Source organism: Rhodospirillum sp. A1_3_36 (assembly GCF_047263945.1).
GTDB lineage: Bacteria > Pseudomonadota > Alphaproteobacteria > Rhodospirillales > Rhodospirillaceae > Rhodospirillum.
Window position 1 is genome coordinate 170,511 of sequence record NZ_JBLAVB010000002.1, and the last position, 25,682, is coordinate 196,192.

The 25,682-nt window shown below is 59.4% G+C and carries 20 protein-coding genes and 1 tRNA gene; 8 read left to right on the forward strand and 13 right to left on the reverse strand.

Going from position 1 to position 25,682, the window contains the following annotated elements:
- From ACLIRY_RS05390 to ACLIRY_RS05425, 8 genes are all read right to left on the reverse strand, one after another.
- Nucleotides 1-1,032, reverse strand: coding sequence for a GDP-mannose 4,6-dehydratase (locus ACLIRY_RS05390; protein ID WP_413204335.1), 1,032 nt, complete (start codon nucleotides 1,030-1,032; stop codon nucleotides 1-3).
- A gap of 31 nt (nucleotides 1,033-1,063) precedes the next feature.
- Nucleotides 1,064-2,200 (reverse strand): aldo/keto reductase, encoded by a 1,137-nt coding sequence (locus ACLIRY_RS05395; protein ID WP_413204336.1) that lies wholly within the window; start codon nucleotides 2,198-2,200, stop codon nucleotides 1,064-1,066.
- Nucleotides 2,201-2,220: 20 nt separating this feature from the next.
- Complete coding sequence (locus ACLIRY_RS05400; RefSeq protein ID WP_413204337.1) at nucleotides 2,221-3,138, reverse strand: transketolase family protein; 918 nt, start codon at nucleotides 3,136-3,138, stop codon at nucleotides 2,221-2,223.
- Nucleotides 3,139-3,154: 16 nt separating this feature from the next.
- The gene (locus ACLIRY_RS05405; RefSeq protein ID WP_413204338.1) at nucleotides 3,155-3,985 is read right to left on the reverse strand and encodes a transketolase; all 831 of its coding nucleotides are present in this window, start codon (nucleotides 3,983-3,985) and stop codon (nucleotides 3,155-3,157) included.
- Nucleotides 3,986-4,013: 28 nt separating this feature from the next.
- Nucleotides 4,014-4,541, reverse strand: a complete 528-nt coding sequence (locus ACLIRY_RS05410) for an NUDIX hydrolase (RefSeq protein WP_413204339.1) — start codon at nucleotides 4,539-4,541, stop codon at nucleotides 4,014-4,016.
- A complete protein-coding gene (locus ACLIRY_RS05415) occupies nucleotides 4,538-5,575 on the reverse strand; it encodes a kinase (RefSeq protein ID WP_413204340.1) in 1,038 nt (345 codons plus the stop codon). The genes ACLIRY_RS05410 and ACLIRY_RS05415 overlap by 4 nt, the downstream gene beginning before the upstream one ends.
- 77 nt (nucleotides 5,576-5,652) lie before the next feature.
- Nucleotides 5,653-7,698 carry a thiamine pyrophosphate-dependent enzyme gene (locus ACLIRY_RS05420; protein WP_413204341.1) on the reverse strand — a complete coding sequence of 682 codons (2,046 nt, stop codon included), beginning with the start codon at nucleotides 7,696-7,698 and terminating at the stop codon, nucleotides 5,653-5,655.
- A 563-nt stretch (nucleotides 7,699-8,261) separates the two neighbouring features.
- The gene (locus ACLIRY_RS05425; RefSeq protein WP_413204342.1) at nucleotides 8,262-9,206 is read right to left on the reverse strand and encodes a class I SAM-dependent methyltransferase; all 945 of its coding nucleotides are present in this window, start codon (nucleotides 9,204-9,206) and stop codon (nucleotides 8,262-8,264) included.
- 139 nt (nucleotides 9,207-9,345) lie between these two features.
- Here ACLIRY_RS05425 and ACLIRY_RS05430 point away from each other — a divergent pair, with 139 nt between their 5' ends.
- The 6 genes from ACLIRY_RS05430 to ACLIRY_RS05455 all read left to right on the forward strand — a co-directional run bounded on the left by ACLIRY_RS05430 (nucleotide 9,346) and on the right by ACLIRY_RS05455 (nucleotide 15,241).
- Complete coding sequence (locus ACLIRY_RS05430) at nucleotides 9,346-10,386, forward strand: NAD-dependent epimerase/dehydratase family protein (protein WP_413204343.1); 1,041 nt, start codon at nucleotides 9,346-9,348, stop codon at nucleotides 10,384-10,386.
- The gene (locus tag ACLIRY_RS05435; RefSeq protein WP_413204344.1) at nucleotides 10,379-11,683 is read left to right on the forward strand and encodes a B12-binding domain-containing radical SAM protein; all 1,305 of its coding nucleotides are present in this window, start codon (nucleotides 10,379-10,381) and stop codon (nucleotides 11,681-11,683) included. Before ACLIRY_RS05430 ends, ACLIRY_RS05435 begins: the two co-directional genes overlap by 8 nt.
- A gap of 122 nt (nucleotides 11,684-11,805) precedes the next feature.
- Nucleotides 11,806-12,558 carry a crotonobetainyl-CoA--carnitine CoA-transferase gene (locus ACLIRY_RS05440; RefSeq protein ID WP_413204345.1) on the forward strand — a complete coding sequence of 251 codons (753 nt, stop codon included), beginning with the start codon at nucleotides 11,806-11,808 and terminating at the stop codon, nucleotides 12,556-12,558.
- A gap of 165 nt (nucleotides 12,559-12,723) precedes the next feature.
- Nucleotides 12,724-13,749: an aldo/keto reductase gene (locus tag ACLIRY_RS05445; protein WP_413204346.1), complete on the forward strand. Its 1,026-nt coding sequence runs from the start codon at nucleotides 12,724-12,726 to the stop codon at nucleotides 13,747-13,749.
- The gene (locus ACLIRY_RS05450) at nucleotides 13,746-14,255 is read left to right on the forward strand and encodes a dTDP-4-dehydrorhamnose 3,5-epimerase family protein (RefSeq protein WP_413204347.1); all 510 of its coding nucleotides are present in this window, start codon (nucleotides 13,746-13,748) and stop codon (nucleotides 14,253-14,255) included. Before ACLIRY_RS05445 ends, ACLIRY_RS05450 begins: the two co-directional genes overlap by 4 nt.
- Nucleotides 14,255-15,241, forward strand: a complete 987-nt coding sequence (locus ACLIRY_RS05455) for an NAD-dependent epimerase/dehydratase family protein (RefSeq protein ID WP_413204348.1) — start codon at nucleotides 14,255-14,257, stop codon at nucleotides 15,239-15,241. The genes ACLIRY_RS05450 and ACLIRY_RS05455 overlap by 1 nt, the downstream gene beginning before the upstream one ends.
- A gap of 580 nt (nucleotides 15,242-15,821) precedes the next feature.
- Here the strand turns inward: ACLIRY_RS05455 and ACLIRY_RS05460 are convergent.
- The 5 genes from ACLIRY_RS05460 to ACLIRY_RS05480 form a co-directional block, all read right to left on the reverse strand.
- Nucleotides 15,822-15,896, reverse strand: a tRNA-Gln gene (locus tag ACLIRY_RS05460).
- Between the two features lie 118 nt (nucleotides 15,897-16,014).
- On the reverse strand, nucleotides 16,015-17,346 hold the full coding sequence (locus tag ACLIRY_RS05465; protein WP_413204349.1) for a methyl-accepting chemotaxis protein: 1,332 nt from the start codon (nucleotides 17,344-17,346) through the stop codon (nucleotides 16,015-16,017).
- A gap of 747 nt (nucleotides 17,347-18,093) precedes the next feature.
- Entirely contained in the window at nucleotides 18,094-19,014 is a 921-nt protein-coding gene (locus ACLIRY_RS05470) for a 4-(cytidine 5'-diphospho)-2-C-methyl-D-erythritol kinase (RefSeq protein WP_413204350.1), read from the reverse strand.
- Nucleotides 19,011-20,774 (reverse strand): tetratricopeptide repeat protein, encoded by a 1,764-nt coding sequence (locus tag ACLIRY_RS05475; protein ID WP_413204351.1) that lies wholly within the window; start codon nucleotides 20,772-20,774, stop codon nucleotides 19,011-19,013. Before ACLIRY_RS05475 ends, ACLIRY_RS05470 begins: the two co-directional genes overlap by 4 nt.
- Nucleotides 20,775-21,002: 228 nt before the next feature.
- A complete protein-coding gene (locus ACLIRY_RS05480; protein WP_413204352.1) occupies nucleotides 21,003-22,637 on the reverse strand; it encodes an electron transfer flavoprotein-ubiquinone oxidoreductase in 1,635 nt (544 codons plus the stop codon).
- A gap of 176 nt (nucleotides 22,638-22,813) precedes the next feature.
- On the opposite strand from ACLIRY_RS05480, the gene ACLIRY_RS05485 reads away from it, so the two are divergent.
- Nucleotides 22,814-23,806 carry a uracil-DNA glycosylase gene (locus ACLIRY_RS05485; RefSeq protein WP_413204353.1) on the forward strand — a complete coding sequence of 331 codons (993 nt, stop codon included), beginning with the start codon at nucleotides 22,814-22,816 and terminating at the stop codon, nucleotides 23,804-23,806.
- Between the two features lie 116 nt (nucleotides 23,807-23,922).
- Nucleotides 23,923-25,653 carry a transglycosylase SLT domain-containing protein gene (locus ACLIRY_RS05490; protein ID WP_413204354.1) on the forward strand — a complete coding sequence of 577 codons (1,731 nt, stop codon included), beginning with the start codon at nucleotides 23,923-23,925 and terminating at the stop codon, nucleotides 25,651-25,653.
- Nucleotides 25,654-25,682: the final 29 nt, after the last annotated feature.

The following is a 25,682-nucleotide window of genomic DNA, read 5'->3' on the forward strand; positions in this document are numbered from 1 at the left end:
CTACCGCACGAGCCCTTGGCCGCTTTGCCCCACACGCCCCCGCCAATATTCGAGCAGATCGCCCATGGTCGTTTCAAAGGAGATCTCCGGCCGCCAGTTGGTATGGGTCGTAAACTTGGTGGTATCGGGAACCTGTAAATCCGCATCAATGGGCCGCAACCGATCAGGGTCCACCTCCACCCGAATCCGGTCCCGGGCGGAGGACCGGGATATCAGGTGATCAAGCATCTCGCGAATGGTGCAGTGGAAGGTGCCGCCAATGTTGTAATAGGCCCCCGGTTGGGGATTGACCGTAACCAGCATGTAATAAGCTCGCACAGCGTCCCGCACGTCTGCCCAAGTCCGCAAGGACTCGAGATTGCCAACCTTAATGACGGGATCAATGGCTCCCGCTTCGATCAGGGCGATTTGCTTGGCGAAGGAGCTTTCGGCAAAGACATCCCCCCGCCGGGGACCGGTATGGGTAAACATGCGGGTGGTCATCACTTTTTGCCCATAGGCCTCGGCATGGTAGCGGCCAACCAGATCCGTGCCCACCTTGGAAATCGCATAGGGCGAGGCGGGGTGGAAGCTGCATTCCTCATTGATGGGAAGCTTTTCCCGGGGTACCCGCCCGAAGACTTCCGACGAGGCGCAGACATGGATGACCGGATCCAGGTCCGGCACCATCCGCAAGGACTCCAGCAAACGGGAGGTCCCATTGATGTTGGTATCCAAGGTATCGTCCGGCGAGGTGAAGGAGGTCTTGGGATAGCTTTGGGCGGCCAGATGGAAGACATAGTCCGGCCGAACCGCCGTGACGGCATGGAGCATGGACTGGAAATCCCGCAAGTCGGCGAAGTGCTGGAAGACCCTGTCCCCCCGATTCATCCGGTCCAGAAGATGCCCAATGTTGTCCAGTGGACTACGCCAACGGCACAGGCCATGGACCTCCCAATCCGTATGGGCAAGCAGGTAATCGGCCAGATGGGATCCGACCATGCCGGTCAAACCGGTGATCAAGGCGCGTTTCGGTTGGGCGTTGGACATCATCGACAGTCGCTTTTCAAACGGGGAAGACAGTCTATCGGATCAAAGCCGTAATGGGTTTGCCATCGTCATGGGCGATACGCCAGGCCCAATACCGAAGCTGCCCTTCGTACAGATCATACCAGCCTGCTTCGCCATCTGCTCCTTCGGCGGGCCGAACCTTGACGGGTTTTAGCATCTCTCCAGTGGCCAGTTCCAAGGCGACCTCCGCAGGGCTGGGCGACAGGTCCAGGGTATTGGCCCGGGCATCCTCAAGGCGCTTATAGGCTTTGCCTGTGTGTGAGGCCACGACCCGGATCCGCTCAACGGAGATGTCCTTGATGGTCACGGAGAAAGCCCGGTCCAGGAGCGCAATGTCATCCTCGGACAGGACCAAGTCGAGGGCAGCAAGGTTGGCTTCGAGATTCCGCAAGCTCGATGTCATCGGAATGGGAACAACACCCTTTCGCGACAGTAACCACCGCAAGGCCACCGCGCCCGGTGCCACCCCGTGGTCAGCCGCCATGGTTTCCAGCAGGCTGCCACCATTCCTGGCAAGGCGCCCCTGGCCAAGGGGGCTATAGGCCAGCAAGGCCATGCCCTGCCCCTGGCAATAGGGAAGGGCGCCATGCTCGACGAACCGCTCAACCAGACTGTAGTCCTGCTGCAAGCTGGCAACCGCAACGCCGTCTGGGAGAAGAGCCCGGGCCCGGCGAACGTCAGCAACCGTGGTGTTGGAAAAGCCAATCGCGCGGACCTTTCCCCCCTCCACCAATCGAGTCAACCCAGCCAGGGTATCCTCCAGGGGAACCGCCGGATTGGGCCAATGGGTCTGGAACAGATCGATATGGTCAACACCCAGGCGCATAAGACTGGCTTCGCAGGCGGCAACGACCTCCTCCGCCCGGGATTGGCCCGGCTTGAACTTGGTGGCGATGATTGCCTGATCCCGGCGTCCCAAGAGGGCCCGTCCCAGCACTTCCTCCCCATGGCCGTCACCGTAAACCGATGCCGTATCGAACAGATTCACCCCCCTCTCGAGGGCCCGATGAATGAGAGCAATGGCGTCTGCGTCACCGCTTTCATCCCGGTCATAGCGCCCCCCCAACCCCATGGTCCCCAACCCCAACCGGGCAACGACAAGGCCGCCCGGTAGAGTCAACGGCGGAAACTGCTCTTGCGATGGGGGCATAGAACACTCCTGAGGCAACGTCACGAAACAGAAATAATAGTGGCTGCGAGTCCGTCCGGGGTCAGACCAGAGGCTTGATGGACCCAGGCTCGGCTGGCCGACCCGAACAGAAAAGCATCTGGCAGGCCTAGGGTGGTCAGGGGCGGAGCATTGGCTCGCCGGGCCAAATGGAGCGCGATCCGCGCACCGAAAGCGTTGGAAATATTGTGTTCCTCCACCGTTACGACCCTTTTCGGTGTGCCGATGAAAGCCTCTATCGCCGCATCATCCAGGGGCTTCAGGCGGAAGACATCGACAACTCTGGCCATAATGCCCTCCTCCTCCAGCAGGGCTGCGGCCTTCAGGACCTGGATGGTCAGCACGCCCGTGGACAGAATCGTGACATCAGCCCCTTCACGCAGCACCTTGAACCCTTGGGAGACATCTTCGTCCAGCTCATACACTGGCTCAATGCGTTCCTTGTCCAAACGCAGGTAACCCGGACCACCCTGCGCATAGGCCAAGCGGACGCATTGGATGGTATTGATCGGATCGCAGGGATTGTAGATGGCCATGTTGGGCAAGGTGGCCATCAGCGCCAGGTCCTCGGTCGCGTGATGGGTCGGGCCATCATTGCCATAGGCCAAACCCGGACCGACCCCAACAATGACCACAGGCAGGTTCGGGGCGCAAATATCCAACTTGATCTGTTCCCAACACCGGGTCGCCACATGGGCGGCGATGCCAAAAGCAAAGACCTTCCGTCCCGCCAGGGCGAGACCGCCACAGAGGCTCATCATGTTCTGTTCGGCGATGCCGACGTTGACAACTCTCCCCGGCCATTCCTCGCGAATCTGGTCGAGAACCATGGCGCCCATGTCATTGGTCACGACCATAACGGCGGGGTCGACCCGCATGAGGTCACGGATGGCTTCAAACACGCTATCGCGGAAATCCATGGGTCCGTTTCCTTCCTCAGGCCTTCGGTGTGCGCAATTGGGCGAGGGCGGCGGCCACCTGTTCCCCCTTGGGCAACTGGTGATGCCACTTCGGCGAGTTTTCCATGAAGTCGACCCCCTTGCCCTTCACGGTCTGGGCGATCACCGCCAGGGGGCGTACCCGGGCATCAAGGCTCGCGGGATCGAACACCCTCGCCAATGCCTCGAAATCATGGCCATCCACGGTGACCGTATCCCAGCCAAAGGCGGCGAAGCGATCGGCGACGGGTCCCAGGGTCACAACCTGATCGGTGTAATTGGTAGCCGAGAGGCCATTGTTGTCCAGAATAGCAACCATATTCGCCAAGCGATGGTGTCCGGCGAACATGGCGGCTTCCCAAACAGATCCCTCGTGGCATTCCCCATCTCCCAGGATGGTGAACACACGATAGGGCTTGTCATCGACCTTGGCGGCAAAGGCCATTCCGGCGGCCACGCCCAAGCCATGCCCCAGGGATCCGGACAGCACATCGACCCCGGGAATCCGATGATCGGGATGTCCCGGCAAAAGGGAGCCATCCCCAGCGAAATCATCCAATTCCGCAGAGGGAAAGAAGCCCTGATCGGCAAGGATGGCGTAAAGGGTCAAGCAAGCATGGCCCTTGCTCAGGATCAGCCGGTCCCGGTCGGGCCAATGGGGCTCCTCGGGTCGGACCCGTAAGACGCCACCGTAGTAAAGCATCACACCGAGATCCGCCCAGGAAAAGGCGGGAGCGACATGCCCTTTTCCAGCTTTCAACGCCGTTTCCAATGCGATCCGACGAATGTCCATGGCCTTTTCAGCCAACGCCGTATTTGGGCGGTACATGTGATGGTCCTCCGGACGGATAAGGGTATCAAAGGCCCGGCAAGGTAAAACCAAAGCGCCATTGGGCCAGGGTGAGAACGGGCAGGGCAGCCACGTGATCGAAACGCCCGGCCAGCACTTCCTCGCGAAAGGCCTTGGGCGTCAGGAGAACAACGTCGAACTCTTTCTCTACAGATGGACCGGGCAGCCGCTCCGCTCCCACCCCCAAGAAGAAATGATTGGTCATGGTTTCCCGCTCCGGCCTCAAGGGGCCTTGGTAGACCTCCATCAGCTCGGCGCATCGGTAGCCGGTTTCTTCCAACAACTCACGGGCGATGGCAGTTTCCGCCGTCTCCCCGGGATCCACACCACCAGCGGGAAACTCCAAGGTCCACCGCCCCAAAACCGGCCGGTATTGGCGGATCAGAACCAGCTCTCCCGCTGGTGTTACGGGCACGACAAGGGCACCATTCTGGGCGGTGAAGCTATAATAGGGCAGGGCGGCGGGATCCCCACCAGGAAGAGTGATCGCCTCGATAGAAAACCAGGGTGTGGAAAAGACCGTTTCGACCGTCATCCGTAGCGCGTCTCCGCAGCATGGACCCGGTCTGGATAGGTCACGGTATCCGGATCATATTGTATGATTGTGCTGCCTTCCCAGGACAGTTCAAAGGGGACATGGAGCAAGCCAAGAGCCCGTTTCACCGCTTTTTGGCATTCCGGCGGCACAAAGAAGAGCATGAAGCCGGACTCACCGGCCCCCAGTAACTTGCCTCCCAGGGCCCCATTCTCCCTTGCCGTTTCGTAGATGCCATCCACCTTGGCATTGGTCATGTTCTGGGACAGTTCCCGCTTCAAACACCACCCCTCGTGCAAAAGCTCCCCAAAGGCGGACAGGGGGCCAGAGCCGCAAAGAACATCGATCCCTTTGTCCACCATGCGCCGCATGCGCCGCAACTGGTCCTGTCGGCTGCCGATATTGGCGATAATCTGTCCAGCCAATTCGGAGCTTGATCGGCTAAGCCCTGAATAGAACAGCATCAGATGGGACTCCAAGTGACGGAGTCGTTCCGGATTCAGGGTCAAGGGTTCCACGCGGATGTCCCCGGTTTTCATGAATTCGATGAAATTCAGCCCCCCATAGGCGGCAGCCGTCTGATCCTGGGCTCCAACATGTTCCTTGAGACGATTTCGCTCCAGGTCAATGGCGCGGGAAGTCAGCTCCTTCTTGGACAGACGCTGCCCCCTCAAGGCAGACAGAGCATTCAACAGGCCAACGGAAAACGTAGAGCTGGACCCCATGCCACTGCGGGCGGGAAGGTCCCCCTGGTAGTGGATATCCAGGCCATTGGCGTCGGTGAACTCCATGGCAAGCAAAGCTTCGCGGACCGCCGGATGCTGGATTTCATCGATCTTCCAGACGCTTTCAATCCGCGACCAGACAATGCGATGGCGCATATCAAAGAAAGGGGGAAGGTAACGGCAGGTTATATAGATATATTTGTCAATGGATGAAGAAAGAACCGCGCCGCCTTCCTTCAGGTACCAGTCCGGATAATCGGTCCCTCCCCCGAAAAAGGAGACCCGGAATGGTGTACGGGACATGATCATGGGCTGGTTTCTCTTTCACTCATGAGTCTAGATCAAATTATCCTCCCTACATCGATTTCGATTTAGGGCGGTTTGATCTAGAACGGCCCCTTGAAGCGCTTGTAGATGTCAGCCATCGACCGCTCTTCGGGCAATGGGATACCGTGCTTCTCCTGACCCATCACCAATGTGGCAAGGGCATCGCAAAGGGTCGTCAAATTCGGATAGTACAGATCTTCCAAAGCCTTGGCTGTCGGGCAAGGGGCAGGAGCCATCCCCAGGGTCTTGACGGGAGCCCGAAGCAGCTCTGGCGCTGTTTCGCAAACCAAGCGGCAGACCTCGGCACAGACCCCATAGGGCAGCCAACTTGTATCGGCGACCAGAAGCTTGCCCGTCTTGCGCAAACTGTCGAGCACCATCCCCCCGTCGGGATGGGACACGCAATTCAAATCGATAATCTCGCAGTCGATCCCTTGGCCCGCCAGGTGATCGGCAGCGCGACGGGCTTCCAAAACCATGATGGACGTGGCCACGATGGTCACGTCCTTACCTCGGCGCAGCAGGCGGGCGCCAAAAGGATGTCGTTGCTCCAGCGCGGGGCCGGTTTGAAACGCCAAATCGTAAAGCAGCCGATGCTCGAAGGCGATGACCGGCCCCCGGTAATGGCGGACGGCGTATTCATAGCTATCCAGGATGGACTGGCTATCCGCTGGCATCAGGACGCAGAGGCCCGGGATATGGGCGAACAGGGATTGTAGACTTTGGGAGTGCTGGGCGCCTTGCCCCCAACTGCGTCCGATAACCGAGCGGATCAACAGGGGCACCTCGAACCGGCCCCCGAACATATAGCGATATTTAGCCGCCAGATTGATGATCTGGTTGGTGGCCAACAGCATGAAATCGGCACGGATGTGGGTTTGAATCGGGTATAGCCCCGTCAGGGAGGCCCCCAGGGCCATCCCCGCCACCCCTTCCTCGGCGATGGGCGTATCGAAACAGCGCTCCGCGCCATAGGTCTCTGGCAGTCCGGTGGTGGTGCCGAAGATCCCCTTATGGTCGTCCACCCCCTGCCCCATGATGAAGGCTCCCGAATGGTCGCGCAGGGCGCCATCCATGGAACGGAACAGAGCCTCGCGGTAGGTCATCGCTTCCGCTTTTCCGGGCGCCCAGGTAAGGGGAGGGCCATAGGTGAAATCAGGCCGGTCGACATCCGAGCAAAGCTCTTCCGGACCGGGCCAGGGACTCTCCTCAGCGAAGGCGAGGGCAGCGTCGATATCGGCCTCCACACCCGGGAGCAACCGATTCCGGGTATCGCCGTCGGTCAGCAGGGGATCCAAAGCCCGCCACCGGTCGAAGGCTTCCCTTCCCCGGTACCCGGCATCGAAATCATCACCCGGTCCCACATGCTCTTTATAGCGGTAGGTCTTAACCAGGACAAACCGGGGTCCCTCCCCCGCCCGGAGTCGCGCCACTTCAGCAGCGACCTTGGCCCGAACCACCTCGACGTCATGACCGTCCTCGATGACGGTGACAGGCATGCCGTATTGGGAGGCCAGCGTAGGAATGTCATAGCTCTGCCGTGCTCCCTTTTCACTATGCACAGCAAGGCCATTGTCTTCGCATAGGAACAGAAGCGGGACCTTGTACAAGGCAGCGGCATTCATACTCTCGTGGAAGACACCTTCGTCCGTGGCCCCGTCTCCGAAAGTGACAACGACGATGGCCCCCTTGGCCTGGCGGCGAAAACCGAAGGCCGCGCCGACCGCATGGGGCAGGGTACTCGCGACCACGGCGGAAGATCCCATCAGTCCCACCTCCGGGGCGGTGAGGTGCATGGACCCCGCTTTGCCCTTGGCGTCCCCATCAACCTTTCCGCAGAGTTCCGCAAACATGCGTTTCAGATCCCCCCCCTTGGCCAGATAATAGGCGTGGCTTCGATAGGAGGAGAACAACCAGTCTTCTGGGGTCAGGCAGGCACAAACACCCACGGCGACCGCTTCTTGCCCGATAGACAAATGCACGGGGCTCTGAATCCGGTCCGAGGCGTAAATGTCGCAGATCCGCTCCTCGACCCGGCGGATCATCAAAGCGGCGCGAAACAACTCCTCGGAGCTGGAATCGAGGGCGAGGCGGGTGTTCTGCATGGAGATCTCCATGATTCCATATAATATCGGCGCAAGCAAAGGCCACGCTGCTGAAAAGACCCAATTGCCATCCATACGGCCATTGAACCGATGCCCGTAAAGGCCTTCAGGTTCCGTAGTCGAATCGACGACACCTTCTGACCATTTTTACGCCCTAGGGGTAAAGGAAGCGTTGAACCAACAGCAGGCTCCCATTCCACGTCCCGATCTTATGCTTTAACCCAAACGCTCGTCTTTTTTGGGCGATTGCCCAAGCCCATTTGGGGGCAAATGCCCCCAAACCCCCGTTTTCCTTTTACAAATTAGAACCCGGGGTCTGGGGCCTTTCGGCCCCAATGGGGGACGGGGCAAAGCCCCGTAACGGGGGAAAACATCTATTGTCGTGCACTGTGAGGTCGGGCAGACCTGATTTCATCGTAATCTGCTACGTCTGAGCGCCGACACCGAAATCCACCCTGGATGCCCGTTTTCACGGGTCTAACGGAAACCTTTGACGCCACGGCATGACTTTTGGGTTGGCCTCTAAAAGGCGCAAGATGATCTCTCCAATATTGCCCCCCTTTTCAAGACCCCGAAAAAACAGGCTCCCAAATAATTTGCGAATACCCTTCGTGGGCAATACTCCCAAAATTGGCCCGCTTTGTTTTCAAAATCCGAATCCGCCCTTGCCGCTCCAAATCATTCAAGGCCTCCGGGTATCCTTTCAAGAAGTTCCGAACCTCCTGGGAACGGATCCCCGTGTAATCCACTAAATTTCCGGGATCGTACCATTCAATGATCGGCTCGATATGCACGACTCTGGACGGCCTTTTTTCCAAAAGAAAATTGAGAAATGGAGCAAATTCCGTCCCCGTTTGCTCAATGGCCCCAACCGTAAGAATGGCGCTGCCGGGCAGAATATCCAGGTCATAGTCTGGTTCAAAAAAGTCGAACGGTCGCCCTTCCACCCGGTCCCCGAAATGGCGGCGGAGACCATTGACGATATCCACCGCCGACTGGGCCCAGTCCAATCCGACAACCCGCGTTTCGGGAAACATCGCCGCGAGGGTGGGCACATTGATCCCCGAACCAGACCCAAACTCCAAAATGGTTTCAAACCCGGACAAATAGGTTGAGAAATACCACTGGGTGAAGATGCGAAACCAATCAGGTTCAAAATCCGGGTCAAGAGGCATAACGAAATCGCCCCACAGGCGCAAAGGAAGCCCCTCCTTCCAGTACTTGGGCGCCAAGGCGGCCAAATCGCCATCACTCTCTTCAAAAGCGCAAAGGTTCTCGGCCCACCCCTTTTCCCAACGGCTTTTGTCCCGATTCTCGACAATGGAAAAGTCCCGCCGTTCCACCCGCTGCAGCAGACCCAGGATCACCTTATCGCGCTCTTCCCGATCAAGGGGGCGGTATCGCCAGGACCGGGCATGGATTCGATCCTGAATGTCCGAGGGCAGACTGGTGCTTGCCGTTCCGAACAGATCAGCGAAATCGGTAACGGTCAGATGCTTTTCAACCATGAAACTCCCCCGTTTAACGTGAATTGGCCGCAGATTAACGCGAATAAGGAAAGGGAATGAACCATTTTTACCATTTTCTTTACGGATTCTGTTTAACCTTGATTTAACACTACCGCCAAGATTTGGAGCGACGGAATCCGTGCCTGACGACACCACCATCATGCCGGGCCAGTATAGCGTCCTTGGGGCATCGGGCCTTCTGGGCTCCCATCTCCTGTCCGCCTTGGCAAACCGCCCCGGTGTCCAAGTCCGCGCGGTCGTTCATCACCGTGCCCCAAGGATCCAAGCACCCAATATCACCCCCATTTCGCTGGACTTGACCGATCCGGACCAGGCCCGAGCCGCCATGCAGGGCGCCGATTTCGCCGTGATCGCCGCAGGGATCGTTGCCTCCGCTCCGGTCCTGGCCCGAGACCCCGTGGGACCGGTTCTGACCAATTTGCGTATCGCCACCAACGCCCTGGAAGCCGCCTGGACGGAAGGAGTCGCTCGCTGTCTCCTGGTTTCTTCGACCACCGGCTATCCTGCCTTGGAGACCTCCCTGGACGAGGATCAATTTTTCGTCGGCGCCCCCCCGCCAGGATGGGCCGGACTTGGCCAAGTCGCACGCTTTGTCGAAACTCAGGCCCACTGGTTTGCCAAAGGATTGCCCCGCTCCATGCATGTCGCGGTCATCCGCCCCACCCTGATCTACGGCGAATACGACCATTTCGATGATGAAACCGCCCATTTCCTCCCGGCCATTCTCCGCCGAGTGGTCAATCGGGAGACCCCAATCGAGATCTGGGGCACCGGTGAGCAGACCCGGGACCTGGTCCACGGCGCTGATGTCGCCCGAGCCGCTCTCCTTGCACTCGCAACCGTCCAGGGGTATCGCGCCTGGACCATCGGCGCGGGCGAGGCTCATTCCGTTAACGCCTGCCTGAACATGCTTCTGGAACTGGATGGTTTCAGCAACGCCCGCATCGTCCATCGTTTGGACAAGCCAAGCACAGTGTCGCGCCGCCGCTTTGACACCAGACGGGCCAACCAAGAACTCGGCTTCCGCCCGGCGCTCTCGCTTCGCGCCGGACTCCGGCGTACCCTGGAATGGTATCACGGCCAAGGCAGTGATCCTGCCAGACCAGAAACGCCGCAGGACACAGCACTTTCTCACCGCGAAGGAAACGATCATGGCTAGCGTTGCTCTCGTCGTGCCCAGCTGGCACTACTGGATCGACCCGATCAAGCTCCAACCCCTGTGGGAGCTGTACTACGCGACCCTATTGTCCGAACGCCTTCCGGAAGCCGTGGTCGACCTGATCGACCTGCGAAAGGCACCGGGTGACGACGCCGAAATCCCTCTGCCTGAACGGGACGTGTACGTCTACTGGATCATGAAATCGGCGGATGCCTTCGAACTCTATGATATCCGGGCCAAGCTGAGCCAAGCCTATCCCCGGTCCAAGCACATTGCCGGAGGCACCCATGTCGACCACATGCCGGACCAATGTGCCGAGCATTTCGACGTTATCCTCTCTGGCACTGCTGAGGATACGCTCACGCAGGCGGTCAAGGATGCCCTGGCTGGCCACCCGCTCGCCCCCCGTCCCCCAGCCCAGGCCCGGAACCAATTTTGCAGCTTTTCCCACGCCCGCCGGGATTTCATCCCCACAGACCGCGTCGTAAACGACAAGCATTTCCAAATGTATGGCGGCGTTCCTGGCACAGGTGTCTATTTTTCCCGAGGCTGTGCGTTTCGGTGCAATTTCTGCGTCTATAACAATCCCGGAAAGTTCGAGTACCGGACCCCGGATCAGATCCGCGCGGAAATCGCCTACCTGAAGTCCACCTACGGGGTTCAGGGGGTAAACCTGCGCGACGAAGTCTGCCTTCCCGTCAAACGCTCCGAAGCGATCCCCTATATCGAAGCCATCGGCGAGTCCGATGTCATTTGGCGGGGGCAGACGGTGCCCATGGGAGATGAGGACATCGTCGCCTTGGCCGCCCAAAGCGGATTGAAGGAAGTGGCGCTCGGCCTGGAAAGCGTGGATTCAGACGCGGTCCTGGTGCTGGCCAATAAACCGTCCAAGAGTATCGACAACAACAGACGGTATATCGAGGTGCTCAAGAAGCACGGCATCAAGGTCAAGGTTTGCCTGATCTTCGGACTTCCTGGCGAATCTCAACAGGTCCTGGACAACACCATCGCTTTCCTTGAAGACACCCAACCGGATTTCGTCGCTGTCTCTGGCTTCGACCCGGTTCCGGGCAGCCCCTTCTATCGGAATCCCCAGGACCATGGCATCGCCCATATCGACGACGACCTGACCAAACATGCCCACCTGCTTTACCGATTTGGGGAAAAAGAAGACGTGGGCCTGCCCTTCGACTACGCAGAAGAAACCTCCTGGGGCACCCCTCTGACCCGGGCTGAGATCCAATCCAACATCATGAACATTCAAAGCTACCTGCGCGAACGCGGGATGAGCTATTAGAGCATTTTGCCTGATTTATGAATCAGGAAAAATGCTCTAATGTTTTGTTTTATCGCATTTTTATGCGCAAGACCGGTGCCCATTTTTGCGCAAAATGCTCTAACCGGCGGGAGACTCCACCAATGCAACCGAGCGGAATTATCACCCAGGCCTCGGACCACGAAAGCAGTCAGCGCGACGCCATGCTGAATTGCCTGCGTGACGCACCTATTCCTTCCGATCAATTGCTTCAGAATATTGGCCTGTTCATCGAATCAAAGAATTTATCGCGAATTTTATTGATGGATCACCTGTTCCGCCAGATCGTCGACGTCCATGGCAGCATCATGGAATTTGGCACCCGCTGGGGACAGAACATGGCCCTGTTCGCCGCCCTGCGGGGGATCTACGACCCCTTCAACCGCCATCGCAAGCTGGTGGCCTTCGATACCTTCGAAGGGTTCCCATCGCTCCATGAAAAGGACGGCGCCCATGAAATGATGTTCAAGGGCGCCCTCTCCACAGCGGAAAACTATGACGCCTTTCTGGAACGGGTCCTGACCGTTCATGAAGAACTCAACCCCCTCAACCACATCAAAAAGTTCGAAATCCGCAAAGGGGATGCCAGCGTCGAAGTCGACCGATATCTCAAGGAACGCCCCGAGACGATCATCGCCCTGGCCTTTTTCGATTTCGATATCTACGAGCCGACCCGAAAGGTCATGGAGTTGATCGCTCCCCGCCTGACAAAGGGCAGCGTTGTCGCCTTCGACGAATTGAACGACCCCGACTCGCCCGGCGAAACCCTCGCGGTCATGGAAACCGTGGGCTTGCCCAATGTTCGGTTGAAAAAATACCGCTACGCCTCCCGTGTTTCCTACTACGTGGTCGAATAGGGATAAAGGACTCCGCCGGTGTCTTGTTGAAAAACGAAGCGACCACTGGGGAACTCCGGTGGTCCAGGCCACCGACGCGACAGGGGGCAGGCCGAACCTTGGAATGATGCCGACCCCAAGGACAAGATCCCTGGGCGGGGCTCGGAATAGAAATGGAGACGAGTTATGCATAGCACACCGCAGGCGGATGGAGGGATCCGCCTCCGTCGTTTGGGCCGAACGCCCCTGATGGTCTCGGAGATCGGTTTCGGATGTTGGGGCATCGGGGGGCGCACACCGGGCCAAACCTCCTATGGCGCCACCGACGACTCCCAATCCCTTCGCACCCTGGAGCGGGCCCGGGAGCGGGGCATCACGTTCTTTGACACGGCCCCGGTCTATGGCGCCGGACACAGCGAGGAGCTGGTCGGGCAAGCCTTCGCCGGTTCTAAACGGGATGGCTTGGTGATCACCACCAAGGGCGGGTGCAAAACCTACGAAGACCCCCTCGATTTCAGCATCCCCTCCCTGGAGCGGGGATTGGAGGAGAGCCTTCGTCGCCTGAAGACCGATCACGTCGACCTGTTCCTGCTCCACAACCCGCCCCCTGAGCGGATGCTCGAAGGGGATGACCTGCGCGCCCTCGCCGACCGGTGGAAAGCGGAAGGCAAGATCCGCGCTTTCGGGTCCTCCGTGGCCCGCCCAGCCGATGGGGAGGCCGCCCTAAAAGGCCTCGCCCCCGACGCATTGCTGGTCAACTTCAACCTGGTGGATCAGCGGTGCGACGGACTTGGCCTTCTGGATGCCGCCTGGGAGGCAGGCTGCTCCCTGATCGCCCGCACCCCCCTTTGTTTCGGTTTCCTGGCCGGAAGCCTGGATACCTCGAGCCTCTTCCCCGAGGGCGATCACCGGGCGAAGTGGAGCGAGGAGATCAAGGCGAAATGGATCGCCGAGGGCCGCGCCATGGTTGACGCAGCCCGCATCGATGCCGGGGGAACCCAAGCCCAAATCGCCCTGCGCTTCTGCCTGTGGCACAAGGCCATGTGCAGCGCCATTCCCGGCATGCTCTCGCCCAGCGAAGTGGACGAAAACGCGGACGCGGCCTCTGTGTTGCCGCCACTTTCATCGGCAGCGGTGGAGCGCATGCGCGGTCTGTACCAGGACGAGTCCTTTTCCATTCCCACCAAGCCGCGCCGGGGACTGCGGAAATGAATGTCGAAAGCACCACGCTGTCTGGGGTGAAGAGCATCACCCCGCCCACCAATTTCGAGGACTTTCGGGGCTCCTATGTGGAGATCTACAACCGCGACCTCTACCGCGAGGCTGGGATCACCGTGGACTTCCTGCAGGACGACATTTCCACCTCAACCCGCCATGTGTTACGCGGCATCCACGGGGACCAGGAAACCTGGAAGCTGATCTCCTGCCTATCGGGGAAGTTTTACCTTCTGGTGGTGGACATGGATCCGGACTCCCCAACCTACCGAAAGTGGGAAGGCTTCACCCTGTCCGACTCCAATCGGAGACAGGTCCTGATCCCTCCCAAGCACGGAAATGGGCATGTCGTCCTCAGCGACACGGCCATTTTCCATTACAAGCAAAATACCCATTACAACCGGGCTGGCCAGTTCACCATTCTCTGGAATGATCCGGAGTTCGATTTCTGGTGGCCCATTAAGGCGCCGATCCTATCGCGCCGAGACGAAGGACTGGAATGATGACTTCCTTTGAAGACATGGGTGCGGTGCTGGTCGCCGGCGGCAGCGGTTTCCTAGGATCAAATCTGGTCGCCCGACTGGCCCGAGATGGCGTAGGACCGATCCGCGCGACCTGGCGGAGCCGACAGCCCCACGACCCGCCTGCGGGAGTGGAGTGGGTTCAGGCCGACTTGCGGGATGCAGCGGTTTGCGAGCGCGTCGTCCAGGGCATCGATACGGTGTTCCTTTGCGCCGCGCATACGTCCGGCGCCGCAGTGATCACCGGCTCCCCCCTCAGCCATGTAACGCCCAACGTCCTGATCAACACCCTTTTGCTGGAAGCCGCCCATAACGCGGGCGTAAAACGGGTCGTGTTCCTATCCACAGGGAGTGTGTACCCCGACACCAAAGGCGTTCCTGTGAAGGAAGAAGACGCCTTTTCCGCCCCGCCCTTTGACACCTATTTCGCGGTGGGGTGGATGAAGCGCTACACGGAAACTCTCTGTCGCACCTACGCGGAGAAGATCCCCAAAGCGCCCATGTCCACAGTCGTCATCCGGCCGGCCAATGTATATGGCCCCGGGGATAAATTCGGCTGGAAGACCTCCCACGTTACCGCCGCGCAAATCCGCAAGGTTTTCGAGCGCCAGAACCCCATCGAGGTCTGGGGTACGGGGAAAGACGTTCGGGATGTGATTTTTGTCGATGACTTCATCGAAGGCGTGGTCCGCGCCGCTCGCGTTGCCAAGCCCTATTTGGAAGTCAATATCGCCAGTGGCACCGGGATCACCGTGCTCGATATTCTGCACAAAGCCATGGAAATCGAAGGCCACGAGGCAGAGGTTTATTGCGACCCCACCAAACCGAGCACCGTGCCCATCCTGTTGTTCGAAACCGGTCGCGCCCAAACGGAACTGGGCTTCACCGCGAAGACCAGTCTCGCCGAGGGAATGGAGCGCACCTTCGCCTGGCTTCGGGCAACACCCCAATCCGTATGGGATCGCTAGAGTGCTCCGAGGCCAAGTTGGGCCATTTCATGGGCACAACAGTACACCACAGCTGGTCCTTTCCCGTCACGGGGCTTTGCCCCGTCCCCCACTGGGGCCGAAAGGCCCCAGACCCCGGGTTAGAGCATGTCGCGTGACATGTGATTCACGCGACATGCCCTAATACCAAGGTGCGGTGAGTTTGCCTCACCGCACCTTGGAAGCGGCCAAGTGGCCGCCGCGCCTTATGGCGCGTAAAAGCCCGCCTGGCGTTTGAACGCAAGAAGAGCGGCGTGGGTTTCAACCCGCGCCGCTTGGTATAAGCCTCTGACATTGAAGCAAATCGTCACGCCTGCGGCGTGCGTTCCGCCCGTGGCAATCTGTTCCGGATTGCTCAGGATTTGCTCTAAAGAAAGGGGAGGATAGGGGGCGTCTGCCCCCAAATGGGCTTGGGCAATCGCCCAAAAAAGACGAAACACTGTTGTGTACCGTGTTTCATGGTCCAACTTGGCCTCGAAGACCCTTTAACCGACGCCGCGCGAAACCGCTGCGACAGAGAAAGTCGAATGGCTTGGAAGAAGACCAAACGGTCTTGAAGAGGTGGCTGGGGCGGCAGGGATCGAACCTGCGAATGGCGGTACCAAAAACCGCTGCCTTACCGCTTGGCTACGCCCCAATCGCGGAAGACCGGGACCATAAAAGCAAATGATCTGCGGAGCAAGAGGGAGATGCGACCTTCTTGCTTCGGAAAGCCAAACTTTTCAAAAAAATTTGGCCCTGCAGGTGAAAAACGCCTATTTGGTCTGCGCGAGAACTGCGCTGAGAAAGCTCGTAGCGTTCTCTTTGAGCCCGCCAAGCCGCGTGCGCAGTCCTTCTGCAGCCGCACCGACGACCGAAACACGTTCCGACGCGCTTCTGGAGAGACCCCGCGCATCCCCAATCGCCCGTGTCACCTCCGTGGTCGCCGACACAACTTGGTCGAGATTGCGCGCGATTTCCTCTTGAGCGGCCTGTTGCTCATGGACGGCAGCGGCCACTTGATCGGTGATCCCATCCAACTCCCGTACAGTTTCCGCAATGGACCCGATTGCCTCTGCCGCTTCGCTCACGGCGTCACGAACCTGCGTGACGCGCTCTTGCACTCGGACAGTACCGCTAGCCGTCTGGTGAGCCAGGGTCTTGACCTCGCCCGCAACCACGGCGAATCCCTTGCCCGCCACACCGGCCCGCGCGGCTTCGATCGTCGCGTTCAGGGCCAAAAGGCGTGTCTGACGGGCGATTTGGTCGATCATCACCGTCGCCTCGGCAATTCCTTCTGTCGCTTTGGTCAAGCGAGTCACGACCACTTCCAAACCGGCCGCCCGATCAGTGGCCGCCCGAGCCACTGTCGCAGCATGCATATTCTGCTTCGAAACCTCCCGCATGGACGCCGATATTTCTTCCGTCGCCCCTGCAACAGTTTCCATCGAAACAGACGTTTCCGTGGCGCTTCTCTCCAAATCATCCAAACGCCGATCCAATGCCGAAGCGTCGCGGGACATCTCCTGAGCCTGAATATCAAGCGCTTCGCCACTTTCATCCAGGTCATGGGTCACCGTCAAAACCGTACCCTGGAATTGATCTGCATGGCCGCGAATGGCTTGACGCGCCTTCTCTTTTTCCTCGTGAAAATACACATCCAGCACAGTGAGCATGTCGAGGTAGATCGCGCGAATAGAGGCATTTAAACCACGCGCGAGATTCTCCGCGTTCTTAAATTTGGCGCGTGCCATCCGATCGGACAAACCACAGAGGACATGGGCATAGGCCGCGAAGTAGATATTTGGCGTCACCCCACGAAGGACATGAGCCTTACCGATACGCTCGGCCTGCTCACCGTGGGCTTGCCAGTCGCCTTGAAACAAGACATTCAGCCAATGGTTCCGCTGTGCCGCACGAGCCCGGGCGAGTGAGGCTTCGGATCCGAATAAACCATAAAGTTCCGGCGACGCTTTAACCCCTCCGTAGAAATCTTCGAGGAGATCGTCAATAACGCTTTCAACGAATGGACGAATTTCTCGGAGATCATCGGTGAGCTTCACATCTGGCTTCAACAATGACGATATGAGACTTGCTTGGTACATCATCCTGGCCCTCGATCCCAAATCGCAATGCGATTGAAGAGTCTCAAAAATGAAAAATGAGGAGTGGCTTCAATTTATTCAGAACTTCGTAGAAACACGCCTTCACCTTTTTTAGTTAAAGACACTCCTATCTTTAACCGCATTTCTAATACCAGCCCCAGGGACTTGAACCGACTTGATTCAATGTCGATCCATGGCCCTACATACTAAGTACCATTTTCAAACAGAGACGCAAGAGCACGTATTCCGTGAGAACAAATTGTCTCATAAATTGATAGACGTCATTTTTAAATGACCCTCACTTACTCTTTTCTGATTTTTAGTAATTTATTATTGCATTATGAAAGGTCAGTGCGGTCAGCTGAATATAATGAAATGGCAATTAGACAGGCACAATGCGATGCAGAATGAAACGGAGGTTTTTCGGTTCGATTCGATGGTCCTGAAACGGGGGACTCTAAAATTTATAAAGCGTTCTTTCCAATGCGTTATAGGTAGACAGAGCGGTTTCCAAAAACGCAACACATCTTTTTAGCTATGAGTAATCACAACAAAAAGAATGTACCCTCGTTCTATACCATATGAGAGCCGCAAAGCCCCGCCCTCGCCAAGCAATCTCGACCAAGACTTTCGTCATATAAATCAATCTATTATGACGCATTGCGAAAAGGAGCCGACCAACAAAACCACCTGCCATGCATTCTTGGAATGGCAGGTTTTCCAAATTTTCATAGGTGAAGCCAGGCGGCTTTACCTGCTTAAATTAAGAGAGGGTTGAATTTCTGAGGTTTGGGTGACGAGAGGTGCAGCGGACACCCACCATCCCGACTTCTCTTCCCCAAGCGTGCGAGCTGCCTCGGCGCAGCTTTCGGCATCGGCGAACAAACCGAAGCAAGTGGCGCCACTCCCCGACATACGAGACAGGAGACAGCCGGGCGCATCCTCTATCGCAGTCAGGACATCGGAAATCTCTGGCTCCACAAGGCGAGCCGGATCAGCGAGGTCGTTGGTCCGGAGTGCAAGGGCAGCGGCGAAGGCGCCCCCGTCCTCGGGCTCCTCTACCAGAGGATTGGCCGCAGAAAAGCCCGCCCTTCGCGCCTTGAACACCGCAGGCGTGGAGACCGGTTTCATGGGATTGACCAAAAGCAGCCAAGTTGGTGGCAGAACGGGCGCTGGAGTCAGAATTTCGCCGATCCCCGCCATGGTCACGGCTTCGCCCCGCAAGCAGACCGGCACGTCCGCCCCCAGACCTCGGGCCAGCTCCATATAAGCGCCAAGGGCACGATCCAGGCCCCAAAGGCGGTTCAAGGCACGCAGCGTTGCGGCGGCATCGGCCGATCCCCCACCAATCCCCGCAGCAACGGGCAGGCGCTTGATCAGAATCAAACGGGCGCAGACACGCTTCCCCGTGAGGTCAGCAAGCCGGTGGGCGGCGCGGCTGATGATATTGTCCCCCTCCCCTTCCAATCCCTGAGCATTGGGCCCCGTGATCGATAGGGAAAAGTCCTCTGCCGGTTCCGCGATCAGGGTGTCGTGAACGCCCGAAAAAACCACGAGGCTTTCTAGCTCATGGTAGCCATCGGGGCGTTTTCCCGTCACATGCAGGGTCAAGTTAACCTTGGCCGGAGCAGCCTCGATCACGGCCTTGTCGGAGGGAGTGAAGACGGTCACCGCCCTTTTTTCCCGGCAGCGGTCTTGGAAGAAACCGGTTTGGGGGCGGTCAACCCCGTGTCGAGTTTCTTCTGCAAGTTCGCCGACAGCTCCGCGTCCTTCGACAGGTCCAGGGCCCGTTCCCACTGGAAGCGCGCTTCCAAACGGCGACCAACCATCCAATAGGCATCCCCCAAGTGATCATTGATGGTGGGATCGTCAGGCGTTTCCCGGATGGCCCGCTCCAGGGTAGTCACGGCTTCATCGTATTCGCCCAGACGATAGTGAACCCACCCCAGGCTGTCGATGATATACCCGTCCTTTGGCCGCTGAGCCACGGCCCGTTCGATCAGATCCTTCGCCCGTTCCACGTTAATTCCCTGATCAACCCAAGAATATCCCAGATAGTTCAGCACGAAGGGTTGCTCAGGGCTAAGCTCCAAAGCTTTCAGGAAATCGCTCTCGGCCTGGGCCCACCGCTCGGTCCGCTCGTTGGAGACCCCCCGCCCGAAGAACAGAGTCCAGTGCCGCGCGTCCGGTGTTCCTAGGCGCTTGATGGCCCGGGTATAAACGGCTGCGGCCTCCTCAAAACGCTCTTCCCGGCGCAGCAGGTCGCCCAGCTCGACCAGGGCATCCAATCTGTCGGGTCGACTGTCGGCGATTTTGGAATAAAGTGCGATGGCTTCATCCAAATGCCCCGCCGCGCCTTGGGTTTCCGCTTCAGCCAGGGAGGCCGCCAATTTCAGGCTCTCCCGGTGGTCCACGGACCGGTATGCGGCAATGGCCTCGTCATACCGCTCCTGCGCGGCCATCAATTGACCGAGAAGCAACTGGGCCAGGGGAAAGTCTGGCCGCAGGTGCAAGGCCAAGCGGACAAACATGGTCGCCGTCTGAAGATCGCTTTCCGCAAGCAGGGCTGCCGTGCCGTAATGCAACTCGGCCATCCCCTGCGCGGCATTCGTCACTTCCAGGGGGGGAGGATCCTCTCCCTCGCCAAAGCCAACGATGGCATCGGCCAGCAGCAGGCTATTGGGAAAGCGGGTTGCGTAATTTGCGGCCAACTCGCGGGCTTCTGCGGCCCGCCCGTGACGCACCAGATACCCCCCCGCCAATTGAATCCCCCGAAGGGAGGGTTGATCGCCGGATTTCAGATAGCTTTGGAAGAAGGTCTCGGCATCCTTATCCTTACCCATCATCTCGGCGATAAGGGCCGCGTGCTGGGTTTTTAGAGTGAGATAACCGGGGTTTGCGTCCAAACCATTCAGGGCCGCGATAGCGCCCTCATAGTCCCCCGCTCCGGCCTTGGCCCAGGCCTCCAGAACCGGGTTCAGAAAACCATTCAACCCCTGTTGTGCGGTTTTGCCGACCAGAGTCGCCAAATCGTCGAACTGCCCTTGCTTTGCCAAGTCAGCAGAGACGACCAGCGAGGCAATGGACGCACCGGGATCCAAGACCATCAGACGGGCGGCCAGGGGCGCCGCGCCAGAGACGTCGCCCTCCACAGTCGAAAAGAAATAGGCCCGCCGCAACAGATCAATGTTGTCTGGATCGTCCTCAAGGGCGAGCCTGTAGAAGGTCGCTGCGGCCTTGGTGTCCCCCACAGCTTCCGCGTGGCGGGCGGAGAGGTAGTTTCCCAGGGACGAGAAGCCGGTGTCTTCTGCAGACGGCTGGACCGCCAGATCCTGGCCACCGACGGCACATCCCGCAGGAAGAACCGCCACAGACAGGGCCAGCGCCGTCCCAAGAAATGTCGACTTTGGACCCCGCCAATGAAACTGCATACCCTTGTCCTCGCCTAGCCTGGATGGAAAAGCGGGACCCCATCGAAGGTCCCACACCCGTTATTCAACGGAGATACAATAAAGCGGGATCAGGAAAAGTGGATACCGGTTTTCCACCCCATCCCACTCAAAGTCTCAAAAGCGAACGCGCGATGCGCCGTGGATCCCATGGAATGCCGAGGCGACATCGCGTGTTCATGCACTCTTTACCCCATATAGGGTGAACAATCACATATTCGGATAGTTCGGACCATCTCCACCCTGAGGCACCACCCAGTTGATGTTTTGGGTCGGATCCTTGATGTCACATGTCTTGCAGTGGACGCAGTTCTGGGCGTTGATTTGCAGCCTCTCTCCGCCCTTGACCTCATCCTCCACGAACTCATAGACGCCAGCCGGACAGAATCTGGCTTCCGGGCCACCGTATTCGGCCAGGTTCACCGACACAGGAACCGACGGATCCTTCAGGGTCAGGTGACAAGGCTGATCCTCGGCATGGTTGGTGTTGGAGATGTAGACCGAGGACAGCCTGTCAAAGCTCAGCACCCCATCGGGTTTGGGATAGGTAATCTTCTTTGCCGCATTGGCTTTTTTCAGACTGCTGTGATCCTCATGATGGGCCAGAGTCCAAGGGGCGTAGCCGCGCAGCAAGAAGGTTTCCAGCGCGGAATAGGCAATCCCCATCAACAGACCGAACTTGAAGGACGGACGAATATTCCGAACCTTCTTCAGTTCCCGCCAAACCCAGGTCTCGGACAGACGGTCCCGGTAATCGGCGACGGGGCCGGACTTGTCCGCAGCCAGATGATCGAAGACCGCCTCTGCGGCGACCATGCCCGATTTCATGGCCGTATGGGTGCCCTTGATTTTGGGGACATTCAGGAAGCCCGCCGTATCGCCCACCAGCACGCCCCCAGGAAAGGACAGGGCCGGGATGGACTGAAATCCTCCCTCGGACAGGGCCCGGGCGCCATAGGCGATACGCCGCCCACCCTTCAGAAAGGGCGCAATGGAGGGGTGAGTCTTGAACCGCTGAAATTCCTCGAAGGGGGAAAGCCAGGGGTTGGCATAATCCAGGCCGACCACGAAACCGATGGCAATCTGGTTGTTATCCAGGTGGTACATGAAGGACCCGCCGTAGGTGTCCTGTTTCAGGGGCCATCCCACGGTATGGATGATCCGGCCCTGCTCATGGTTCTCGGCCGGAACCTCCCACAGTTCCTTGATACCGATGCCATAGGTCTGGGGCTGGGCATCCTTGCGCAGGTCAAATTTGGCCTGGAGCTCCTTGGTCAGCGAGCCCCGGCACCCTTCAGCAAAGACGGTGACCTTGGCGCGCAGTTCCACCCCCGGCTCGTAGGCCGCCGTTTTCTCACCATTCTTATCCAACCCCATGTCACCGGTGGCGACACCGGCCACAGCGCCGGACTCGTCATACAGGACCTCGGCCGCAGCGAAGCCCGGATAGACCTCCACGCCCAGGGCTTCAGCCTGTTCGGCCAGCCAGCGGCACACATTTCCCAAGCTGACAATGTAATTGCCCTTGTTGTGCATCTGCGGCGGTGTGGGCAGACGGATATGGTTCGGTTCCGTCAGGTACCAGAAGACATCGCCCGAGGCTTCCACGGTCAGGGGAGCACCCTTGTCCTTCCAATCTGGAATCAACTCGTCCAGGGCACGGGTTTCGATCACCGCGCCCGATAGAATATGGGCACCGATTTCCGATCCCTTTTCAAGGACGCAGACCGAGCAGTCCTTCCCGTTCTTTTCCGCCAATTGGCGCAGGCGAATCGCTGTGGCCAAGCCCGAGGGGCCACCGCCGACGATCACCACGTCAAATTCCATCGACTCCCGTTCACTCATTCCTGGGTTCCTTCCTTTCAACCCTCGTTGGTCTTCGATCCAGCATGATTTTGACCAAGGAACCCCGCGCCGTGCTCTCCCCACCCGGGCGGGCTCGAGCCCTTGATACCACAAAGCCGAGCCCTGTGAAAAAAATGCCTGGGCCTCGCTTCCCAGAGTGATACCTTGCCCGAATTATGGCCACCGATCCACCCATCACCACCGCCCCATCCGAACAAGACGCCGCCGCCATTCTGCTGCGGTGGTACCTGGACGCGGGTGTGGACGTGGGTATCGGCGAATACCCCCTGGATCGCTACGCCCTGACCACCGAGGCCCGGGAGCGCGCCCAACGGGACGGGGAGCGGAACCGGGCTGCGGCCCCACCCGCTCCTCGTGGCGGCGGTTCTGAGTCCAGGGGACGCTCCACAGGATTTGCGGGCCATCCTTCCACTGGCCACACTCCCATGGACCGCAGTCCCGGGGTGGGAGAGGATGACGACAGCCCGGCCAGCCAAGTGGAAACCCTGCGCGCCGCCGCCCATATGGCCTCGGAAGCGACCAGCCTGGAAGCCCTGCGCGCGACCCTGGACAGCTTCCATGCCTGCGCCCTCCGCCGAACCGCGACCAATACGGTCTTCGCCGACGGCAAGCCCGATTTCGGCGTGATGGTCATCGGCGAGGCCCCAGGCGCCGACGAGGACCGCCTGGGCCTGCCCTTCGTTGGTGTCTCCGGCAAGCTGCTGGACGCCATGCTGGCCTCCATCGGCCTGGACCGACGCCTGACCTATATCACCAACGTGGTTCCCTGGCGTCCCCCAGGGAACCGCAAGCCGACCGGCGACGAGGTGGCCCTCTGCCTGCCCTTCCTGGAGCGACATGTGGAGCTGGTCCGTCCCCGGGTCATCCTGGCGGTGGGCGGACTCGCCGCCCAGTCGCTGCTTGCCCGGACCGAGGGAATCACCCGGCTGCGGGGCCAATGGAAGGACTACGCCACGCCGGGTCTCTCCCGCCCGGTGCCCGTTCTGGCCACCTTCCACCCGGCCTATCTGCTCCGCACCCCTGCCCAAAAACGCTTGGCCTGGAAGGACATGAGGACCCTGCGCGCCCGACTGGACAGCTTTGAGGCGCCCAATCATACCTCCCCCCTTGCCCACCAAACGACACCAACCGATAGTTCGGGCCGATAGTTCGGGCCGATAGTTCGGGCCGATAGTTCGGGCTGACACCTGCCACCCGGACGGATATAACCTGCTTCTTCGATCAACGAGAACAGTGACCGGAAGGAGCAGGGACCATGGGGTGGATGTGGAAGCGAATAGTCTGGGTCCTCCTCCTTTTGAATATCGCGTTTCCGCTCTGCCTTCCCTCCCTTTCCAAAGCGGAGAGCCTTCAAACTGCGGGAGAGGTCCTCACCCCCAAGGACCAGACGCTCTATTCCCAAATCTTCGATGTCCAGGAAAAGGGCAACTGGAAAGCCGCCGACCGATTGATCGCCCAGGTCTCCAATCCCATCCTGATGGGCCACGTCACCTTTCAACGCCTGATGCACCCCACCGCCTATCGGGCCACGGGGGCCGAGCTGAAAGCCTGGCTGGAAGCCTATGCGGACCATCCCGGCGCCGATCGCATCCATAAGCTGGCGAGCCGCCGGACCTCTGCCCCGCTGGTGGAGCCGGAGGAGGATTTCCTCTCTGGAATCGGCAATGGGGGAACCGGCGGTACGGGGTGGCGCCTGGAGGGGAGCTACTCCCGTTCGGGCAAGGTTGCGGCGACCAAACATTGGCGAAAATTTCTCCGTGCCCTGAACCGGGGCCACACTCTGGTCATCAAGGAACTCGTGGACGCGAAGGGAACCAAAGCCCTGGACCCCATCGATGCCGACCGCATGAAGGCCGGATTGGCCTACGCCTATTTCGTCGATGGCCGGGATGATTGGGCCATCCAATGGGCGGAAGAGGCCGCCAAACGCTCCGGCGACCGGGTCCCCCTGGCCAATTGGGCGGCGGGATTGGCCCATTTCCGGGCGGGCGACTATGCCCAGGCAGCCCCCTTCCTGGAAGCCGTGGCCCGGGCGCCCAAAGCGTCAAGCTGGCTGCGTGCCGGGGGCGCCTATTGGGCTGCCCGCGCCCACCTGCGGAACCGCGAGCCGGAGAAATCCACGGCCCTGCTGGAGCGGGCGGCCGCCGTGCCCCGCTCATTCTATGGCATGGTCGCCCTTCGTGCCCTGGGCCGCCCCCTCCCCTTCGACTTCAAAAACGCCGAGGCCTCCCCCAGAGCCTATAAAAAGCTCGCCACCACCGCTGCGGGCGCCAGAGCCCTGGCCCTGATACAGGTGGGGCGCATGGCAGACGCCGAAGAGGAATTGCGCGGCCTTTACCCCAGCGCCGGACCGGAGCTGCGCCGCCATATCGTCGCCGTCGCTGCGGCCAAGGGGCTTCCCCAGATGGCTCTGCGCATCAGCGGCCTGGACAGTTCCTCCGGCGATGTTGCCCGCTATCCCCTGGCACCCTGGCGCCCGACAGACGGGTGGCGCGTCGACCCGGCCTTGGTCCATGCCTTCGCGCGCCAGGAAAGTGGTTTCAACCCCAAGGCCACCAGTGGCGCAGGCGCGAAAGGCTTGATGCAGTTGATGCCCGCGACGGCAGCCCATGTGGCCGGGGGCCGCTCGCTGAAGGGGGGCACACTCCTGTACAAACCAGAGGTCAGCCTATCCCTGGGACAGCGCTATCTGGACGAGCTGCTGACCAGTGGCCAGATCCAGGGAAACCTGTTTTTCCTGGCTGTGGCCTATAACAGCGGTCCCGGGCGCCTCCAGGGGTGGATCCGGGAGAACCGCTTCATGGGCGACCCCCTGATGTTTATCGAAAGCATCTCTAGCCGGGAAAGCCGTATCTTCATCGAGAAGGTCCTCTCCAACTATTGGGCCTATCGGGCGCGCATGAAGAAACCCACCCCGACCCTGGATGCCGTTGCCGCCGGGGATTGGCCCCGCTATATGGAGAGCCAACAAGTGTCTGCGACCGTCATGCCCTAAGGTCGCGACCATCCCTTCCTGAGGAACAC

Coding starts and splice junctions, on each gene's coding strand:
- ACLIRY_RS05390 (WP_413204335.1), bottom strand. CDS start 1,032: ATGATGTCCAACGCCCAACCGAAACGCGCCTTGATCACCGGTTTGACC.
- ACLIRY_RS05395 (WP_413204336.1), bottom strand. CDS start 2,200: ATGCCCCCATCGCAAGAGCAGTTTCCGCCGTTGACTCTACCGGGCGGC.
- ACLIRY_RS05400 (WP_413204337.1), bottom strand. CDS start 3,138: ATGGATTTCCGCGATAGCGTGTTTGAAGCCATCCGTGACCTCATGCGG.
- ACLIRY_RS05405 (WP_413204338.1), bottom strand. CDS start 3,985: ATGTACCGCCCAAATACGGCGTTGGCTGAAAAGGCCATGGACATTCGT.
- ACLIRY_RS05410 (WP_413204339.1), bottom strand. CDS start 4,541: ATGACGGTCGAAACGGTCTTTTCCACACCCTGGTTTTCTATCGAGGCG.
- ACLIRY_RS05415 (WP_413204340.1), bottom strand. CDS start 5,575: ATGATCATGTCCCGTACACCATTCCGGGTCTCCTTTTTCGGGGGAGGG.
- ACLIRY_RS05420 (WP_413204341.1), bottom strand. CDS start 7,698: ATGCAGAACACCCGCCTCGCCCTCGATTCCAGCTCCGAGGAGTTGTTT.
- ACLIRY_RS05425 (WP_413204342.1), bottom strand. CDS start 9,206: ATGGTTGAAAAGCATCTGACCGTTACCGATTTCGCTGATCTGTTCGGA.
- ACLIRY_RS05435 (WP_413204344.1), top strand. CDS start 10,379: ATGGCTAGCGTTGCTCTCGTCGTGCCCAGCTGGCACTACTGGATCGAC.
- ACLIRY_RS05440 (WP_413204345.1), top strand. CDS start 11,806: ATGCAACCGAGCGGAATTATCACCCAGGCCTCGGACCACGAAAGCAGT.
- ACLIRY_RS05445 (WP_413204346.1), top strand. CDS start 12,724: ATGCATAGCACACCGCAGGCGGATGGAGGGATCCGCCTCCGTCGTTTG.
- ACLIRY_RS05450 (WP_413204347.1), top strand. CDS start 13,746: ATGAATGTCGAAAGCACCACGCTGTCTGGGGTGAAGAGCATCACCCCG.
- ACLIRY_RS05455 (WP_413204348.1), top strand. CDS start 14,255: ATGACTTCCTTTGAAGACATGGGTGCGGTGCTGGTCGCCGGCGGCAGC.
- ACLIRY_RS05465 (WP_413204349.1), bottom strand. CDS start 17,346: ATGATGTACCAAGCAAGTCTCATATCGTCATTGTTGAAGCCAGATGTG.
- ACLIRY_RS05475 (WP_413204351.1), bottom strand. CDS start 20,774: ATGCAGTTTCATTGGCGGGGTCCAAAGTCGACATTTCTTGGGACGGCG.
- ACLIRY_RS05480 (WP_413204352.1), bottom strand. CDS start 22,637: ATGAGTGAACGGGAGTCGATGGAATTTGACGTGGTGATCGTCGGCGGT.
- ACLIRY_RS05485 (WP_413204353.1), top strand. CDS start 22,814: ATGGCCACCGATCCACCCATCACCACCGCCCCATCCGAACAAGACGCC.
- ACLIRY_RS05490 (WP_413204354.1), top strand. CDS start 23,923: ATGTGGAAGCGAATAGTCTGGGTCCTCCTCCTTTTGAATATCGCGTTT.